Origin of the sequence: Xanthomonas sp. DAR 80977, from assembly GCF_041240605.1 — a bacterium.
In the GTDB taxonomy this organism is placed as follows: Bacteria; Pseudomonadota; Gammaproteobacteria; order Xanthomonadales; family Xanthomonadaceae; genus Xanthomonas_A; species Xanthomonas_A bundabergensis.
Map to the genome: position 1 here is coordinate 1,091,045 of NZ_CP162487.1, position 19,168 is coordinate 1,110,212.

The following is a 19,168-nucleotide window of genomic DNA, read 5'->3' on the forward strand; positions in this document are numbered from 1 at the left end:
AAAGCCGCACCAACACAGCATCGTTACGCCTGAAACGGTGCGCCGGCACGGCGCGCGCGCGGCCGATTGCGCGGAAAATCGCCGCTCCGCGCGGCTGCCACATGGCGTCAACAGGCGGCTGCGATCCTGCGGTAATCTGGCGCGGCTGCCACGGCCCGGCCGTTGGTTGGCCGGCCACCTCCACTCCCGTTCGACGAATCCCGGCGCATGCATTCCGAACCCCTTCCCGTGGCTGCCGCTCCGCGCAAGGCCTCCGCCGCGGCCGTGGCCGAGAGCGAGCAGGTCACCCACCTGCTCCGCCGCTGGCGCGGCGGCGACGCGCAGGCCGAGGCGCAATTGCTGGAACTGGTCTATGCCGCGCTGCGCGAGATGGCCGCCGCGCGCATGCTGGCGCGCCATGGCGACGCCTTGCTGCAGCCGACCGCGCTGGTCCACGAGGCCTTGCTGCGCATGCTCGACGCCGACGTGGAGTACCGCGACCGGGTGCATTTCTTCGCCCTGGCCTCGCTGAAGATGCGCGCGGTGCTGGTCGACTACGCGCGCGCCAGCCTGGCCGCCAAGCGCGGCGGCGGGGCGATGATGATGACCCTGTCGCACGCCGACCGCGACGGCGCCGCGCCCAGCGAGGAATACCAGGTGCTGTCGCTGCACCAGTCGCTGCAGCGCTTCGCCGGTGTCGACCCGCGCGCGGCGCATGCGGTGGAGCTGGCCTATTTCGGCGGCATGACCCACGAGGAGATCGCCTGCCTGCTCGAGGTGTCGGTGCCGACCGTCGAGCGCGACCTGCGCATCGCCCGCGCCTGGCTCAAGCGCGAGCTCAGCGCCGATCCGGGCCGGCCATGAGCGAGGAACGCTGGCAACAGGTCCGCCAGCTGTTCGAATCGGTCTGCGACCTGCCGCCGGCGCAGTGGCAGCCCACCCTGGAGCGGCTCAGCCACGATCCGGCGCTGGTCCAGGAGGCGCTGGCCCTGCTGGCCGCGCAGACCGTGCAGCTGCAGCAGCTGGCCGAGCCGTTGCGGGCGCTGGCCGGGCGCATGGCCGCGCCGGAACTGGGCGTGGGCGACCGGCTCGGCCCGTGGCGGCTGACCCGCTACCTGGCCAGCGGCGGCATGGGCAGCGTGTTCGTCGCCGAGCGCGCGGACGAGCAGTACCGGCAGCAGGTGGCGGTGAAACTGTTGCGCGGGCTGCCCGATGCGCTGACCGCGCAGCGGCTGGCCGCCGAACGGCAGATCCTGGCCAGCCTGCAGCATCCCAACATCGCGCGCCTGTACGACGGCGGCGCGACCCCGGGCGGGCAGCCGTACCTGGTGATGGAGTACGTCGATGGCGTGGCCCTGGACCACTACCTGCAGGCGCAGGCGCCGGACCTGCCGGCGCGGCTGCAGCTGTTCCTGCGCATCTGCCGCGCGGTGCAGGCGGCGCACCAGCGCCTGGTGCTGCACTGCGACCTGAAGCCGGGCAACGTGCTGGTGCGCGCCGACGGCGAGCCGGTGCTGCTGGACTTCGGCATCGCGCGGCTGCAGGACGCGGCCGAGGGCGCCGAGCGCGGCCGCTTCTGCACGCCGCCCTACGCCAGCCCGGAGCTGCTGGCCGGGCAGCCGGTGGGGGTGGCCGGCGATGTCTACAGCCTGGGCGTGATGCTGGTCGAAGTGCTGGCCGAGCAGCGCCTGCCGGCGCATGCCGGGGCCGGCGCGGCCTGTCCGCTCCCCAGCGCGCTGGCGCCGAGCGCGGCGCTGCGCCGGCGCCTGCGCGGCGACCTCGACGCGATCGCGGCCAAGGCCTGCGCCGCGGATCCGGCGCAGCGCTATGCCAACGTCGCCGACCTCGCCGCCGATCTGCAGCGCCATCTCGGCCACCGCCCGGTGCAGGCGCGCCGCGGCGGCCGCCGCTATGCGCTGGCCCGCCTGCTGCGCCGGCGCTGGCGCGAGAGCGCGGTGGCCGCCGCGGTGCTGCTGCTCAGCGCCGGCTTCATGTGGCGCCTGCTGGAGACCCGCGCGCAGGCGCAGCGCGAGGCGGCGATCGCGCAGCAGGTGAGCCAGTTCATGACCGATGCGTTCGATGCCGCCGACCCGCGCAGCCGCGGCGCCCAGGGCACCGCGACGATCAGCGCGCAGCAGGTGCTGGACCGTTCCGCCGCGCAGCTCGACCAGGGCCTGGCGCAATCGCCGGCGGTGCGCGCGCGGCTGCGGGCCACGCTCGGCCGCGCCTATCTGAACCTGGGCCAGGAAGCGCGCGCCGAGGCGATGCTGCGCCAGGCCGCGCGCGAGCTGCAGAGCGCGCAGGTGGACGAACCGGCGTCGGCCTCGCAGGCGCTCAGCGACCTGGCGGTGCTGCTGTACAACCAGGATCATGGCGATGCGGCGCTGGCGGCGGCGACCGAGGCGCTGCGCCTGGCCGAACGCAGCGAAGCGCGCGACCCCCTGGCCAAGGCGACCAATGCGTTGGGCCTGGCCTTGAGCCGTGTCGGCCGCGCCGACGAGGCGGTGGCGATGCTGCAGCGTTCGCTGGCGCTGCGCATGCAGCCGGGGGTGAAGACCGACGGCGGCCCGTCGACGGCAATGCACAACCTGGGCCAGGTGTTCAAGGCCAAGGGCGACCAGGCGCAGGCCGAGCAGTGGTACCGGCGCGCGCTGGCGCTGAAGGAACGCGAATTCGGCGTGCGCAGCGTCGACTACTTGCACAGCGCCGAAGGCCTGGCGAAGGCGCTGGCCGCGCGTGGCGCCTTGCCCGAGGCGAGCGCGCTGATGCAGCGCAACCTGGAGCTGGCGCGCGCGCTGTACGGCGCGCAGAGCCCGTTGCTGGCCGATGCGGAAAACGAACTGGCGTCGGTGTACCAGGATGCCGGCGATTTCGCCGCGGCACGCGCGCACTATCTGCAGGCGCTGGCGATGCTGCCGGCGCTGGGGCTGTCGCAAAGCGTCGACCATGCGCGCTATCTCAACAACCTGGCCACGCTGGAGGAATCGCGTGGCGACCTGCAGGCCGCCGAAGACCTGTACCGGCAATCCTGGCAGATCCGCCGCCAGCGGCTGGAGGCGGACAATCCGATGACGCTCAACGCCGAAGGCAACCTTGGCCGCATGCTGATGCGCCAGGGCCGGCTGGGCGAGGCCGAGCCGCTGCTGCGGCATGCCTACGACGGCATGGCGCGGCTGTATCCGCTCGACCATCCGCGGCAACTGGTGCAGCGCCTGAGCCAGGTGGAGCTGCGCATGCGCCGCGGCGAACTGGCGCGCGCGCAACGCGAGCTGGACGCGATCCGGCCCGCGCCGGGCTGGCCATCGACGCAGCTGCAGCGGCGCCGCGACATGCTGGCCGCGGAACTGGCGCAGCGCGCCGGCGACAGCGCCGCCGCGCTGCGCGGCTGGGAACGGGTGGTGCAGGCGAACCAGGCCGAACTGGGCAGCGCGGCGGTGCCGACGGCGATGGCGCGGGTGTCGCTGGCCGAAGCCCTGCTCGCCGTGGAGCGGCGCGACGAGGCGCGTGCGCAACTGCAACAGGCGCGGCCGGTGCTGGTCGCGCAACTGGCGCCGCAGGCCGAACTGCTGCGGCGGCTGGATGCCGGTCAACAGACGCTGGCGCTGCGTTGAGCGGGTGCGCAGCGCACGCAGCACCGACACAGGCCTTATCGCAAGCACTCCACAGCGAGTGCACAGGCCTCGCCGGTGCCGCCGCAGCTGCGCCAGCGGCCGCGCTCGGGTAGGGTGGCGCGGTATCCGATATGGGGAATGCGCATGTCCGTTTCGAAGTTTTCCGTCGCCTGCCTGGCGCTTGCGCTGGGTCTGCCGTCGCTGGCCGGCGCCGCCGACCGCGTCACCGGCCAGCCGTTCGCCACGCGTTCGGAAGTGATCGCGCCGCACGCGATGGCCGCCACCTCGCAACCGCTGGCCACGCAGATCGCGCTGGACACGATGAAGGCGGGCGGTTCGGCGGTGGACGCGGCGATCGCCGCCAACGCCGCGCTCGGCTTGATGGAGCCGACCGGCAACGGCGTCGGCGGCGACCTGTTCGCGATCGTGTGGGATCCGAAGACGCACAAGCTCTACGGCTACAACGGCTCGGGCCGTTCGCCCAGATCGCTGACCCTGGCCGAGTTCCAGCGCCGCGGGCTCAAGGACATTCCGCCGACCGGGCCGTTGCCGGTGTCGGTGCCGGGCGCGGTGGATGGCTGGTTCGCGCTGCATGAGCGCTTCGGGCGCACCACGATGGCGCAGAACCTGGCCCCGGCGATCCGCTACGCGCGCGAGGGCCACCCGGTGGCCGAGACGATCGCCTACTACTGGGACCGCTCGGTGCCGCGGCTGTCGCAGTACCCCGGCTTCAAGGAGCAGTTCACCATCGACGGCCATGCGCCGCGCAAGGGCGAACTGTGGAAGAACCCGAACCTGGCCAACACCCTGCAGCAGATCGCCGACGGCGGCCGCGACGCGTTCTACAAGGGGCCGATCGCGCGCACCATCGACGCCTATTTCAAGGCCAACGGAGGCTTCCTCAGCTACGACGACCTGGCCAGCCACCACGGCGAATGGGTCGAGCCGGTCAGCACCAATTACCGCGGCTACGACGTGTGGGAGCTGCCGCCCAACAGCCAGGGCATCGCCGCGCTGCAGATGCTCAACATCCTGGAGGGCTACGACTTCTCGAAGATCCCGTTCGGCTCGGCCGAGCACATCCATCTGTTCGCCGAGGCCAAGAAACTGGCCTTCGCCGACCGCGCGCGCTTCTATGCCGACCCGGCGTTCCAGCCGGCGCCGCTGGCCAAGCTGATCTCCAAGGACTACGCCGCGCAGCGCCGCGCGCTGATCTCGATGGACAAGGCGCTGAAGGAAGTGCAGCCGGGCACGCCGAAGCAGTTGGAGGAAGGCGACACCATCTACCTGACCGTGGCCGATGCCGACGGCATGATGGTGTCGCTGATCCAGTCCAACTACCGCGGCATGGGCAGCGGCATGGCGCCGCCGGGCCTGGGTTTCATCCTGCAGGACCGCGGCGAGATGTTCGTGCTGAACAAGGACCACCCCAACGGCTACGCGCCGGGCAAGCGTCCGTTCCAGACCATCATCCCCGCGTTCGTGACCAAGGACGGCAAGCCGTGGCTGAGCTTCGGCGTGATGGGCGGGGCGATGCAGCCGCAGGGCCACGTGCAGATCGTGATGAACCTGGTCGATTTCCACATGAACCTGCAGGAGGCCGGCGACGCGCCGCGGATCCAGCACGAAGGCTCCACCGAGCCGACCGGGCAGGCCACGGCGATGCGCGACGGCGGCGAACTGAACCTGGAGACCGGTTTCTCCTACGATGCGATCCGCGACCTCATGCGCAAGGGCCACCGGGTGATCTTCGCCGACGGGCCCTACGGCGGCTACCAGGCGATCGCCCGCGACCCGGCCAGCGGCGTGTACTACGGCGCCTCGGAAAGCCGCAAGGACGGCCAGGCCGCCGGCTACTGAGCCGGCGCCGCCGCTGCGCGCGCCGGCGCCGCCCGCGCGCTCACTCCTGCGCTGGCGCGCGCTCCGCCGTGCCACGCGCCTGCTGCTGCGCCGCCTGCTCGCGCGCGATCCACGCCTCGATCATGTGCCGGGCGCGTTGTGCGCGGCGGCGTTCGCGGGTGTGCTCGGCGTCGAGCACGCGGTACAGCGAGACGATCACCAGCACCATCAGCAGCGCGAACGGCAGGGCGGCGATGGTGATCATGCCCTGCAGCGCGTCCAGGCCGCCGGCCAGCAACAGCACCGCCGCGATCAGCGCCACCGCCACGCCCCATAGCAGCTTGCGCGCCAGCGGCGGATCGCCGGCCTCGTCGGTGGACATGCTGGCCAGTACCAGCACCGCCGAGTCGGCCGAGCTGACGAAGAAGATCATCAGCAACAGCAAGGCCACGCTCGACAGCAGCAGCGAGCCGGGCAGGCTGTCGAACAGGGTGAACAGCACCGTTTCGTAGCCGTTGCCCAGCGCCTGCAACATGTCGACGTGGCCGAACAGCTGCGACCATAGCGCGGTACCGCCGAACACCGAGAACCACACGAAGCCGAGCAAGGTGGGGGCCAGCACCACCCCCACCACGAACTCGCGGATGCTGCGTCCGCGCGAGACGCGGGCGATGAACGCGCCGACGAACGGCGCCCAGGCGATCCACCACGCCCAGTAGAAGATGGTCCACTCCGCCACCCACTTGCTGCCGGAGAACGGCGACATGCGCAGGCTCATCGTCACCAGCTGGTTGAGATAGGAGCCCAGCGTGGTGGTGAAGGTGTCGAAGATGAAGCCGGTCGGGCCCAGTACCAGCACCGCGGCCAGCAGCAGCGCGGCCAGCGCCAGGTTGAAGTTGGACAGCCACTTGATGCCGCGTTCCACGCCGCTGGCGGTGGAGGCCATGTACAGCACGAACGCCACCGCGATGATGGCCATCTGCACCGGAACGCTCGCCTGCACGCCGAACACGCGCTGCAGGCCGGCGGCGATCTGGATGGTGCCGAAGCCCAGCGTGGTGGCCACGCCGATCGCGGTGGCCACCACCGCGGCGATGTTCACCGCCCGACCGATCCAGCCGCGGTGGTGGCGGCCGATCACCGGCTGCAGCATGTCGCTGACCAGCCCGCGGCCGTTGCGGTTGTACTGGAACCAGGCCATCGCCAGGCCGATCAGCGCATAGATCGCCCACGGATGCAGGCCCCAGTGGAAGAACGCGTAGCGCATCGCCGCGCGCGCGGCGTCCATGCTTTCGGGCGGCAGGCCTTCCGGCGGCTTGAGGAAGTGCGAGACCGGCTCGGCCGCGCCCCAGAACACCAGGCCGATGCCCATGCCGGCGGCGAACAGCATCGACAGCCAGCTGGCGCGCGAGAAGTCCGGCTCGGCGTCCTCGCCGCCGATGCGCAGATGGCCGAAGCGGCCGAACGCCAGATACAGCATGAAGGCCAGGGTCAGGAACACCACCAGCAGGTACATCCAGCCGGCGCCGCGGACGACCTGGGCCAGCGCCGCCTGCACCACGTCGTCGAACGGGCCGGGCGCGACGCCCGCGATCAGCACCAGCAAGGCCACCAGCGCGATGGAAATACGGAACACCATGGAAGGAGCGTCTCCGATCAGGGAATCGAGAGGGAGCGCGCCGGCCCTGCGGCATGCGCAGGCGAGCGGCACGCAGCGGTTGCCGGTCTGCACGCGCTGCGGCGGCAGCGCGGGGCAACGCGCGAACGAAGCGGGCGAGGATAGCGAGCGGATCGTCATGGCGCCGTTATGGCGCGTTCCGGTGCTTGCGGCGTGCACGCCTCGCGATGCGCCAGCGCAGGCGGCCATGCCATTGGCCCGTGCGGCCCGCGCCGCTGCATTGCGAGGCTGCGTCTACGGCAGCGTCCACCTTCGCCGCACGTGGCGGTCGCCGCGGACGCGGTGGCCGGCCCCGATGGCATGGATGGCCAGGCGGCCCGCACCTGAATCCGCCAGGCAGCGGGCATGACGCCGGTCCCGGTTGCGCGCGTATTCGCTCAGGTTGCACGGTGGCGGCCGATACCATGGCGGAAGGAGTCCTGGAGGGGAAGGCCATGTCGTTGTTCACACGCAATCCGGATGCCGACGCCGGACCCGCCGCGGCCTTGCCGGACGCGCCGGTGGCGCTGCTGCGGCTGGATCCGCAGGGCCGGATCCGCGCCGTCAACCGTGCCGCGCTGGATCTGCTCGGGGTGCAAGCGGAGGCCTTGCTCGGCGAGCCCAGCGAGGCGGTGTGGGGCCTGCCGCTGGCGGCGCTGGCCGGCGTCGAGGGCAGCTGGCAGGCATCGCCGGACGATCCGGCGCGGCGCGTGCGCTACCAGCGCGATCGCGATGGCGAGGGCTGGCTGCTGTCGCTGCCGCATCCGGAAACCGCCGCGCTGCTGCGCGACGTCGCCCTGCTCGGCGCCGGACAGGCGCAGGGCGCCACCAGCCCGGCGCTGCAGGCGCTGGCGCAGCAGCTGCAGGCCGGCGCGGCGGCGCAGGCGCTGCTGGAACGGGTCGGCGAGCGCCTGACCGGCTGCGACCTGGACCTGGGCCTGAGCACGCCGCTGTCCGCGCAGGAGACCGAGGCGATGGCCGGGCGGCGCCTGTCGGCCGGGTTCGGCAACCTGGCCGAGGCGATCCGCCAGGCGGTGGCGCTGTCGCTGCAGATCGCCGCCGACGTGCCGCAGGTGGTCGCCGAGAACGACGAACTGGCGCAGCAATCGCAGGCCCAGATGGACGCGCTGCAGACGGTGGTGGCCACCACCCGGCGGTTGCTGCAGGGCTTGCAGGCGATGGACCAGGAATTGCGCGCGGTGATCGCGGTGGCGGCCAGCGCCGACGACAGCGCGCGCCAGGGCGTGGAGGCGGCGCGCGCGCTGGGCCAGGCGATGCGCGAGGTGGAGCGACGCTCGGCGCGCGCCACCGAGGTCATCGAGGTGATCGACGCGGTCGCCTTCCAGACCAACATCCTGTCGATCAACGCCAGCATCGAGGCGGTGCATGCCGGCGCGGCCGGGCGCGGCTTCGCCGTGGTCGCCAGCGAGATCCGGCGCCTGGCCGAGCGCGCCGCTGCCGCCGCGCGCGACGTGCGCGGCATCCTCGGCGAGACCGGCAGCGCCCTGAACGACAGCGCCGCCTCGGCGCAGCGCACCGAGCAGGTGCTCGGCGGCATCGGCCAACTGCTCGGCCGCGCCAGCGCGGCGATGGAGACCGTGGCCACCCGCGTCGCCGCGCAGGGCGAGGAGATCGGCGGCATCGATCGCGCGGTCGAGCACGCGGTGGGGCTCAGCCGCAGCAACCTGGAGCATGTCGAGCGGGTGGTGGAACGCAGCGCGGCGCTGGCCGCCGGCAGCGCCACCCTGCACGACTGCGTGGGCCTGTTCCGCTTGCCGGCCGATCCGATGCAGCAGCCGCGCCACGCGCGCGTCCGCGAACTGGCGACGGCGACCGCGGCCAGGATCGGGCGTGCCTTGGCCGATGCGATCGCGCGCGGGCGCATCGGCGAGGATGCGCTGTTCTCCACCGACTACACGCCGATCGCCGGCATCGATCCGCCCAAGTACCGCACCGCCTTCGATGCGCTGTGCGACGAACTGCTGCCGCCCTTGCAGGAACCGCTGCTGGCCGCGCATCCGTGGATCGTGTTCGCGATCTGCGCCAACCCGGACGGTTACGTGCCGACCCACAACCTGCGCTTCAGCCAGCCGCTGAGCGGCGACCGCGCCCGCGACCTGGTCGGCAACCGCACCAAGCGCATGTTCACCGATCGGGTCGGGCGCAGCGTCGGCCGCCACACCCAGCCCTATCTGTTGCAGGTGTATCGGCGCGATACCGGGCAGATCCTGTTCGACCTGTCGGTGCCGGTGCATGTGCGCGGCCGCCACTGGGGCGGGTTGCGCGTGGCCTACGTGCTGGAATGAGCGCCGCGGCGAACGCCGCACAAAAAAACGCCACCGGTGTTGAGCCGGCGGCAGGGAGAGAGAGACGTCGTTCTTGTGGGACCCAGGCTAGGCGCGGCATGTGGCCGGGGTTTGCCGCAAGGCCGTGCGCGCGTGGCGGCGCTGACAAGAAGCGGCCCCGGTTGTGCGCCGATTCAGCTGCGCGCGGTTGGCTGCCGCCGCAGAAACGGGTCTAATGGGCGCAGAAGCGGGGGTACCGCCGGCGCAGGCCGCGGTTGAGACAGTCCCTTCGAACCTGATCCGGTTGATACCGGCGTAGGGAAGCTTCGCAAGCCCGGTCCGTGCGCCCTTCGCGCCGGGGCCGTGCCCGCGCCGCCGCTTCGTCCGTGCTGCGAGTTCGCTCGCAACCGCCCGCACCCGTTGTGGGCTTCCAGAACCAGGACGAATGCCGATGAATGCCGTACCCAGCCCGTTGCTGCAGCAAGCCGATACCCTGTCCGAGTCGGTGACCCGGCCGATTCCCGGTTCGCGCAAGATCTTCGTGCCAGGCTCGCGTCCCGACCTGCGCGTGCCGATGCGCGAGATCGGGCTGACCCGCACCCCGACCCTGTTCGGCGGCGAAGACAATCCGCCGGTCACCGTCTACGACACCTCCGGCCCGTACACCGACCCGGATGCGGCCATCGACCTGCGCGCCGGCCTGGCGCCGTTGCGCGCGCGCTGGATCGAGGAGCGTGGCGACACCGCGGCGCTGGACCAGCCCAGTTCCGAGTTCGGCCGCGGCCGCGAGCGCAACGCGCGGCTGGATGCGGTGCGCTTCCCGGCCCGGCACCTGCCGCGGCGCGCGCTGGCCGGCGCCAACGTCACCCAGATGCACTATGCGCGCCGCGGCATCGTCACTCCGGAGATGGAGTTCGTCGCGATCCGCGAGAACCAGCGGCTGGAGGCGGTGCGCGATGCGATGCTGCGCAAGCAGCATCCCGGCGAGGCGTTCGGCGCCAGCATCCAGCACGTGATCACGCCGGAGTTCGTGCGCGACGAGATCGCCCGCGGCCGCGCCATCCTGCCCAACAACATCAACCATCCGGAAAGCGAGCCGATGATCATCGGCCGCAACTTCCTGACCAAGATCAACGCCAACATCGGCAACAGCGCGCTCAGCTCGGGCATCGCCGAGGAAGTGGAGAAGCTGGTGTGGTCGATCCGCTGGGGCGGCGACACGGTGATGGACCTGTCCACCGGCAAGCACATCCACGAGACCCGCGAGTGGATCATCCGCAATTCGCCGGTGCCGATCGGCACGGTGCCGATCTACCAGGCGCTGGAGAAGGTCGACGGGCGTGCCGAGGAACTGACCTGGGAGATCTTCCGCGACACGCTGATCGAGCAGGCCGAGCAGGGCGTGGACTACTTCACCATCCACGCCGGGGTGCTGTTGCGCTACGTGCCGCTGACCGCCAGGCGCGTCACCGGCATCGTCTCGCGCGGCGGCTCGATCCTGGCCAAGTGGTGCCTGGCGCACCACCGCGAGAACTTCCTCTACACCCACTTCGAGGACATCTGCGAGATCATGAAGGCCTACGACGTCGCCTTCTCGCTGGGCGACGGGCTGCGCCCGGGCTGCATCGCCGATGCCAACGACGCGGCGCAGTTCGGCGAACTGGAGACGCTCGGCGAGCTGACCAGGATCGCGTGGAAGCACGACGTGCAGACCATGATCGAAGGCCCCGGCCACGTGCCGATGCAGCTGATCAAGGAGAACATGGACAAGCAGCTGCGCGAATGCGGCGAGGCGCCGTTCTACACGCTGGGCCCGCTGACCACCGACATCGCGCCCGGCTACGACCACATCACCTCGGCGATCGGCGCGGCGATGATCGGCTGGTTCGGCACCGCGATGCTGTGCTACGTGACGCCCAAGGAACACCTGGGCCTGCCCAACCGGCAGGACGTGCGCGACGGCATCATGGCCTACAAGATCGCCGCGCATGCGGCCGACCTGGCCAAGGGCCATCCCGGCGCGCAGGTGCGCGACAACGCGCTGTCCAAGGCGCGCTTCGAATTCCGCTGGGACGACCAGTTCCATCTCGGCCTGGATCCGGAGAAGGCCAAGGACTTCCACGACGAGACCCTGCCCAAGGACGCGCACAAGCTGGCGCACTTCTGCTCGATGTGCGGGCCGCACTTCTGTTCCATGAAGATCACCCAGGACGTGCGCGACTACGCCGCCGAGCACGGCGTGGACGCCGGCGCGGCGCTGCAGGCCGGCATGGCCGAGAAGTCGGCGCAGTTCCTGGACGCCGGCGCCGAGGTCTACCGGGCGCAATAGCCGGGCCATGCCGCCGCCGTGGCGTGCGCTTGTCTATGATGCGCGCACGCCACTTCCGGAATCCCGCATGCTCCGCTACGCGCTCGCCCTGCGCCGCCACCCGTCCGCGTTGCTGCTGGGCGTGCAGTTGCTGGGCCTGCTGCTGTATCCGCTGATGGAGGACACCGCGGCCGGGCGCGCGCTGTTCGGCGCGTTCGGCATCGTGGTGCTGGGCCTGGCGCTGTGGGTGGTCAACCGCAGCCCGTCGGTGCTGTGGATCGCCTGGTGCCTGGCGGTGCCGTCGGTGGTGCTGTCGATCGCCGCGGCGCTGCGCCACAGCCCCGGGCTCGGCGCGTTCGCGCAACTGCTGGAAAGCCTGCTGTATTTCTATACCGCGGCCAGCCTGATCGCCTACATGCTGCAGGACCACGAGGTCACCCGCGACGAACTGTATGCGGCCGGCGCGACCTTCACCTTGCTGGCGTGGGCGTTCGCCTTCGCGTTCTCGGTGTGCCAGCAATGGCTGCCCGGCAGCTTCACCGCCGCGCAGATGACGCAATCGCCGCGCACCTGGATGGAACTGCTGTACCTGAGTTTCAGCGTGCTGTCCGGGGTCGGCCTCAGCGACGTGCTGCCGGTGCTGCCGCTGGCGCGTTCGCTGGTGATGCTCGAGCAGTTCGCCGGGGTGATGTACATCGCCCTGGTGGTGTCGCGGCTGATTGGGCTCAGCGTCACACGCAAATCCAAAGCCTGAACTGCGGCCAAAAAAAACGCGCCAAGTGGCGCGTAATCTTGCAACGTTTATGTGAATTGCGTCGGCGGAGAGAGAGCCTGTCATTGCTTCGCCGCGGTTGGCGGCGGCAACGACTAGGGTAGAATTTGTCGGCGTCGCCACGCCTGGCTGCATTCGTCGCATTGGTTTGCCGAATCTGCCCGTTGACGCCACACGGTGCCACTTGCGCCGTGACGTGGCTCCCACCCAAACGCAGATCGTCGTTGCCTTAGTCGCGCATGTCCTCGCCATCTCCTGCCACCCCGCTGCTTCCGGAACGGTTGCAGGTCGGCGATTGCCTGGTGCTGCTGTCGTTGCGCGAAGTGCATGCGCCGCGCGCGCGGCGGCCGCAGCGGCTCACGCCCAAGGCGATGGGCGTGCTGCGCGTGCTGCTGGCGCAGCCGGGGCAGGTGGTGGAGCGCGAGACGCTGCTGGCCCAGGTGTGGCCGGACACGCAGCCGACCAACGATGTGGTGACCCAGGCCATCACCCAATTGCGCAAGGCCTTCGCCGCCGGTGCGAAGGGCGATGCGCCGGCCTATATCGAAACCCTGGCCAAGACCGGCTACCGCCTGGTCGCGCCGGTGCAGGCGCTGGCGGAAGTGGACGCGGAGGCGAGCGCACCGGCGGTCGCGGCGGTGGCCGAGGCCCAGGAGAGGCAGGCCGATGCCGCCGCGGCCGTGTCGTCGGCGGCCGGGGCAGTGCCGCCGTCCGCCGCCGCCGCTGTAGCTGCGCCGCCGCCGCGCCGCTGGCAGGCGTTGCTGGCCGCGGTGGCCGGCGCCGGCCTGATGATGCTGGCGGTGCTGGTCTGGTGGCTGCCGCGCGGCGACCAGGACACGCTCGGCAGCGAGCAGGAGCGGGTGGTCGGCAGCCCGGAGCGGCCGTACCGGCTGATCACCACGATGCCGGGCTTCGAACTGGAGCCGGCCTTGTCGCCGGATGGCGCGCAGGTGGCGTATGCCGCGGGGATCGAGGGCCGCGAGGGCACGCAGCTGCTGGTGCAGGCGACCGGCCGTGCCGCCGGCAGCGCGCCGCCGCGGCCGCTCGGCGTGCCGGGCAAGGGCGATTCCGATCGCCTGCCGGCCTGGTCGCCGGACGGCCGCCGCATCGCCTTCGCCCGGCTCGGGCCGGACGGGCGCTGCCAGGTGATGGTGGTGGCCGCGGACGGGCGCGGCGCCGCGCGCGAGGCCACGCGCTGCGACGGCACCGAATTGCTCAGTTTCGACTGGACCCCGGACGGGCGCGGGCTGCTGTTCGGCAGCATGACCGGGCGCCAGCCCAGCCGCGGCATCCGCGTGCTCGACCTGGCCAGCGGTCACTGGCGCGCGCTGTCCTACACGGTCGCCGCGGGCGACTTCGACTACGCGCCGCGCTATTCGCCCGACGGGCAGTGGATCGCGTTCGTGCGCAATCCGCAGATGGGCGGCCTGTGGCGGATGCCGGCCGCGGGCGGCCGCGCCGAGCCGCTGACCCGCGAGTTCGCCGAGATCCGCGGCTGGGACTGGACCCAGGACGGGCGCGGCCTGGTGTTCGGGCGCCGGGTCGACAGCGAGACCCGGCTGTACCGGCTGGACACCGCCTCGCAGCGCCTGCGCGACCTGGACCTGGGCGATGCGCAGTCGCCGACCCTGTCGCGCGACGGCGAGCGGCTCGCCTTCGTGCACCGGCGCCCGCAGTTCGCGCTGTATCGCATCGCCGCCGCGGACCGCCAGGGCAAGCGCGAGAGCCAGCGCCTGTTCGCCTCCACCGGGCGCGACAACCAGCCGGTGATCGCGCCCGACGGCCAGCAGTTGGCCTTCACCTCCGACCGTTCCGGCAGCTATGCCTTGTGGTGGGGCGATGTGACCCGGCCGCAGTCGCTGCGCCAGATCGAGGGCCTGCGCCCGGAAACCCGGCAGCCGCCGGCCTGGTCGGCCGACAGCCAGTCGCTGCTGGTCAGCGGCCGCGATGCGCAGGGACGCTCGATGATCTACGAGGTGCGGCCGCAGTCGGGCAGCGTCGTGCCCTTGCCGGTGCCGTCCGGCGAGCCGCTGCAGGCGCTGTACACCGCCGATCCGGCGCAGCTGCTGGTGCTGCTCGGCGAGGACGGGCACACCCGCCTGCAGTTGTACGACCGGCGCAGCCTGCCGTGGCGGCGGCTGGCGTCGCTGGACGACGTGTCGCAGTTGCGCGTGGATCCGGACAGCGGCCAGGTGCTGTTCACCCGCCTGGCGCGCAGCGGCCTGTGGCGCGCCGACGCGACGCTGGACCCGGCCAGCGTGGCGGTGGTCGACAACGCGGTGCCGTCGCTGTGGCGCTACCGCACCTGGGCGCTCGGCGCGGGCGGGGAGGTGCGCTACCTGTTCCCGACCGGCGAGTGCGCCAGCCGGCTGGCGCGGATCGGCGGCGGGCTCGGCGACAGCGTGTGCCTGGACCGCGACCGGCTCAGTTCGGTCAACGGCTTCAGCATCGACCGGCGCAGCGGCGACGTGTATGCGTCGCTGGCGGTGGAGGACGGCAGCGACATCGGCTTCATGCGCATGCCCGAGAGCGCCGGCTGGTTCTCGGTGATCACCTCCAAGTGGCTGCTGCACAAGGGAAAATGAGCTTCGTAAGTTGTTCGTGACGGCGTCGTGCCGATTTCGGACAAATATCGCCACATCGTCCTGACCCTGCCGCCACATCCGGCAAGACTGCGCGCCGGTTCGAGCAAAGCGGGTGCAGCGGATGCGACAAGTCTTCGTGGCCGATCGTGGGCAACAACGGATGCTGGACAACGAGGAGGCGCCGGTCGGCTCGGCCTGCCTGGGCGCCGCGCGCCTGGGCAGCCTGCAGGCCTCGGCCGCCGCGTTCACGGTCTGGATCCAGCTGCGCGGCAGCGCCTGGATCGACGCCAAGGAAGGCCGCTTCGAACTGCAGCGCGGCCAGTGGCTGGCGTTCGAGCGCGATTCGCGGCCGCTGGTGCAGGCCGATCGCGACGGCCTGTGCATCGGCCTGAGCCTGGATGCCGATGCGTTGAAGGCGCTGGGGCGCATGGCCGATGCCACGCTGTACGCCGGCCGCGGCGCATTGCCGCCGCGCGAGGCGCGCATCGCATTGCGCCTGTGGCGGCAGGCGGCGGCGCGCCCGGGCGACGTGCTGGCGATGCGGCCGGTGCTGCTGCACCTGGCCTCGATGCAGGGCGAACTGTCGCGCCGCGTGCAGCGCTGCCCGGGGCGTTCGCGGGTGCGCAAGCGCCAGGTGTTCGGACGCATGCAGCGCGCGCATCTGTACCTGGAAGGGCACCGCGACCGCGTGGTGCGGATCAGCGAACTGGCCGAGCTGACCAACTTCTCCAGCTGGTATCTGTCCAAGACCTTCCAGAGCCTGTACGAGGAGAGCCCGCAGGCGCTGTCGGCGCGGCTGCGCCTGGAGCGCGCCGCGGACCTGCTGCGCGACACGGCGATGATGATCGGCGAGGTCGCCGCGGCCAGCGGCTTCGACAATTGCTGCAGCTTCGCCCGCGCCTTCCGCGCGCGCTTCGGCGTGTCGGCTTCGCAATATCGGCAGGCGGCGATGGTCCCGCCAGATTCGGCAAAGTCTGCGAACGGCCGCAGCAAAGCGCCGGTGCTCACCGGAACGTAACGTGCCCAGGGCGCTTAACACGCCCCTAACGTTACCCTGGAGAGATTGATGAACCTTCGCACTTCCGCAGTGCGGCTGGGCCTGTTGCCCGCCAGCATCGCGATCGCGTTGACGCCGGCCCTTGCCGGCGCGCAAGAGTCCACCGCCACCGACGGCAACCCGACCAACCTCGACCGCATCGAGGTCACCGGTTCGCGCATCCGTCAGGCCAGTTCCGAGACCGCGCAGCCGGTGATCGCGCTGCAGCGCGCCGATATCGAGAAGCAGGGCTACACCAGCGTCGCCGATATCGTGCAGAACCTGTCGGCGACCGGTTCGCCGGCGATCAGCCGCGCCGATGCGCTGTCCTCGGGCGAAGAAGTCGGCGGCCAGTACGTCGATCTGCGCAACCTGGGCCCGCAGCGCACCCTGGTGCTGCTGGACGGCAAGCGCATGGGCGTCAGCTCCGGCGGCTACACCGACCTGGCCTCGATCCCGACCTCGATGGTCGAGCGCGTGGAAGTGCTGACCGACGGCGCCTCGGCGCTGTACGGCTCCGACGCCATCGCCGGCGTGATCAACGTGATCACCCGCAAGAACTTCGACGGCCTGGAAGCCAGCGCCTACGTCGGCCAGTACGGCCAGGGCGACGGCCACAAGGAAACCTACAACTTCGTCTACGGCACCAGCAACGACCGCGGTTCGCTGACCCTGGGCGCCGAGTACAGCAAGGAAGATCCGGTCTACGCCAAGGACCGCGATTACAGCGCCTCGCCGAACGGCTCCTTCCACCCGGTCCCGACCGCCGACGCCTCCAACGGCTGGAGCGCGATCAGCGAGAAGGGCGTGCTGATCGACGGCGCCGGCAACATGTATTCGCTGAATCCGGGCGGCAACCCGCGCAACTTCGCCGACTACCACGATTTCAGCAACGCCGACCTGTCCAACCCGAGCCAGCAGATGTTCCTGCAGACCGGGATCGAGCGCCGCTCGGTGTTCGCCAACGGCAACTTCGACTTCACCGACAACGTCCGCGGTACCGCCAGCGTGCTGTACACCGAGCGCGAGACGCTGCAGCAGATCGCCGGCTATCCGTACCGTTCGGTCGCCTACGACACCCCGCTGTCGGGCCAGAGCTACTTCAACCCGCTGCCGGGCCAGGACGTCGACTTCATGCGCCGTACCTGGGAAGTGCCGCGCCAGACCCGTTCCGAACTCAACACCTTCCGCTTCAGCGGCGGGCTCGAAGGTTCGTTCCAGCTGGGCGACAACTACTGGGATTGGGACGTCGGCTACGTCTACAACCGCAACAAGGGCACCAAGACCGGCACCGGCAACCTGTTCATCCCGAACGTCAAGAACGCGGTCGGCCCGTCGTTCCTGGACAGCGACGGCGTGGTCAAGTGCGGCTCGGCCGGCAACGTGATCGCCGGTTGCACGCCGTGGAACCCGCTGCTGCCGTACGGCGCCGCCGGTGCCGGCTCGCTGGCCGATCCGGCCCTGCAGGCCTACCTGTTCCTGCCGTCGCACGACACCTCCGAGACCACCACCAAGGTCTACAGCGCCAACCTCAGCGGCACCATCATGGCGCTGCCGGCCGGCGACCTGGCGATGGCCGCCGGTATCGAGCACCGCAGCGAAGACGCGCGCTACGATCCCGACGCGCTGCTGCAGTCGGGCCTGAGCACCGACCTGGCCGGCGCGCCGACCAAGGGCGGCTATTCGCTGGACGAGGTGTACCTGGAGTTCAACATCCCGGTGCTGGCCGACCTGCCGTTCGCCAAGGAACTGTCGTTCGACGTGGCCGGCCGCTATTCCGACTACGACACCTTCGGCGACACCACCAACAGCAAGTTCGGCCTGAAGTGGAAGCCGATCGACGACCTGCTGGTGCGCGGCACCTACGCCACCGGCTTCCGTGCGCCGACCGTGTCCGACCTGTACGGCGGCACCTCGCAGACCTTCGACTCCTACACCGATCCGTGCGACACCCTGTTCGGTGCCGCCACCCGCAACGCGGGCGTGGCCGGGCGCTGCGGCGCCGCGGTGCCGGCGAACTTCCGCCAGGAAGCCTCCGGCGGCGTGGACGCCAGCGGCCCCGGGTCGCAGTCGAACTACGCGTACCTGTCCGGCTCCAACCCGGAGCTGCTGCCGGAAACCTCCAAGACCTACACGCTGGGCCTGGTCTACAGCCCGAGCTACGTGAACGGCCTGGACATCAGCCTGGACTGGTGGAAGATCCGCATCGACGACGTCATCGCAGCCGAGTCGGTCACCTCCATCCTCAACCAGTGCTACGTGCAGAACATCGGCGCGGCCTGCGACCGTTTCGTGCGTGACGCCACCAGCGGCCAGGTCATCGACGTGACCCGGACCCTGATCAACGGCGGCTACCAGGAAACCGCCGGCTACGATCTGGGCGTGCGTTATCGCCTGAACGACACCGGCTTCGGCAACTTCGTGTTCGACTGGAAGACCACCTACGTGGACTACCAGGAATACAAGCGCGACAACGAATCGGAAACGCCGGTCGAGCAGCGCAACGGCTGGGGCAGCAGCGACTGGGGTTCCAACTTCCGCCTGCGTTCCAACCTGAACGTGGATTGGAGCTACGGCGACTTCGGCGTCAACTGGGGCGTGCGTTACTACTCCGGTCTGCGCGAGGCATGTGCGTACGACCTGGGCGGCGGTTCGGAGTGCAACGAGCCGGGCTTCACCTCCGCGTACACGCTGGAGCAGCCGTCGCGCACGGTCGGTTCCAACACCTTCCACGACGTGCAGATCCGCTACAACGCACCGTGGGATGCCACCGTGTCGCTGGGCGCCAACAACGTGTTCAACCACCAGGGCCCGATCATGTACAGCCAGCCCAACTCGAACTTCTCCTACAACGGAAGCTTCGATATCGGCCGCATGCTCTACATGAAGTACACCCAGCGCTTCTGATCCACCGGCGTCTGAGCCAGAAGAAGACGGGCCGCAAGGCCCGTCTTTTTTTGTTTGCGGCTCGCGGCGAACGCCGCTGCGGCGAGAGGGTGAGCGGGTGAGCGGGCGAGGGTCTCGCGCACGGCATGGCCGGGGACAACAGCGAAACCCAGTCGCTTATTCCTGCTTTTGGGCGCTCGGTGCGCTTTC

10 protein-coding genes and 1 riboswitch are annotated in these 19,168 nt (G+C 70.6%); of the genes, 9 read left to right on the plus strand and 1 reads right to left on the minus strand.

Features of this window, described 5'->3' with window-relative positions; translation table 11 throughout:
- Positions 1-207 precede the first annotated feature (207 nt).
- From AB3X10_RS04665 to ggt, 3 genes are all read left to right on the plus strand, one after another.
- Positions 208-843, plus strand: coding sequence for an ECF-type sigma factor (locus tag AB3X10_RS04665; RefSeq protein WP_369979482.1), 636 nt, complete (start codon positions 208-210; stop codon positions 841-843).
- Complete coding sequence (locus AB3X10_RS04670; protein WP_369979484.1) at positions 840-3,590, plus strand: tetratricopeptide repeat protein; 2,751 nt, start codon at positions 840-842, stop codon at positions 3,588-3,590. Before AB3X10_RS04665 ends, AB3X10_RS04670 begins: the two co-directional genes overlap by 4 nt.
- 144 nt (positions 3,591-3,734) lie before the next feature.
- Positions 3,735-5,450, plus strand: coding sequence for a gamma-glutamyltransferase (gene ggt, locus AB3X10_RS04675; RefSeq protein WP_369979486.1), 1,716 nt, complete (start codon positions 3,735-3,737; stop codon positions 5,448-5,450).
- A 40-nt stretch (positions 5,451-5,490) separates the two neighbouring features.
- Here the strand turns inward: ggt and AB3X10_RS04680 are convergent, their stop codons facing one another.
- On the minus strand, positions 5,491-7,068 hold the full coding sequence (locus AB3X10_RS04680; protein ID WP_369979488.1) for a BCCT family transporter: 1,578 nt from the start codon (positions 7,066-7,068) through the stop codon (positions 5,491-5,493).
- A gap of 473 nt (positions 7,069-7,541) precedes the next feature.
- On the opposite strand from AB3X10_RS04680, the gene AB3X10_RS04685 reads away from it, so the two are divergent.
- From AB3X10_RS04685 to AB3X10_RS04710, 6 genes are all read left to right on the plus strand, one after another.
- Positions 7,542-9,392, plus strand: coding sequence for a methyl-accepting chemotaxis protein (locus AB3X10_RS04685; RefSeq protein ID WP_369979490.1), 1,851 nt, complete (start codon positions 7,542-7,544; stop codon positions 9,390-9,392).
- Positions 9,393-9,610: 218 nt separating this feature from the next.
- A riboswitch (TPP riboswitch) is annotated at positions 9,611-9,711 on the plus strand.
- Positions 9,712-9,822: 111 nt separating this feature from the next.
- Positions 9,823-11,700 (plus strand): phosphomethylpyrimidine synthase ThiC, encoded by a 1,878-nt coding sequence (thiC, locus tag AB3X10_RS04690; protein ID WP_369979492.1) that lies wholly within the window; start codon positions 9,823-9,825, stop codon positions 11,698-11,700.
- A 67-nt stretch (positions 11,701-11,767) separates the two neighbouring features.
- On the plus strand, positions 11,768-12,433 hold the full coding sequence (locus AB3X10_RS04695; protein ID WP_369979494.1) for an ion channel: 666 nt from the start codon (positions 11,768-11,770) through the stop codon (positions 12,431-12,433).
- Positions 12,434-12,690: 257 nt separating this feature from the next.
- Positions 12,691-15,036, plus strand: a complete 2,346-nt coding sequence (locus tag AB3X10_RS04700; protein ID WP_369979496.1) for a winged helix-turn-helix domain-containing protein — start codon at positions 12,691-12,693, stop codon at positions 15,034-15,036.
- 121 nt (positions 15,037-15,157) lie between these two features.
- Positions 15,158-16,054: a helix-turn-helix transcriptional regulator gene (locus tag AB3X10_RS04705; RefSeq protein WP_369979498.1), complete on the plus strand. Its 897-nt coding sequence runs from the start codon at positions 15,158-15,160 to the stop codon at positions 16,052-16,054.
- A 48-nt stretch (positions 16,055-16,102) separates the two neighbouring features.
- The gene (locus AB3X10_RS04710) at positions 16,103-18,979 is read left to right on the plus strand and encodes a TonB-dependent receptor plug domain-containing protein (protein WP_369979500.1); all 2,877 of its coding nucleotides are present in this window, start codon (positions 16,103-16,105) and stop codon (positions 18,977-18,979) included.
- Positions 18,980-19,168: the final 189 nt, after the last annotated feature.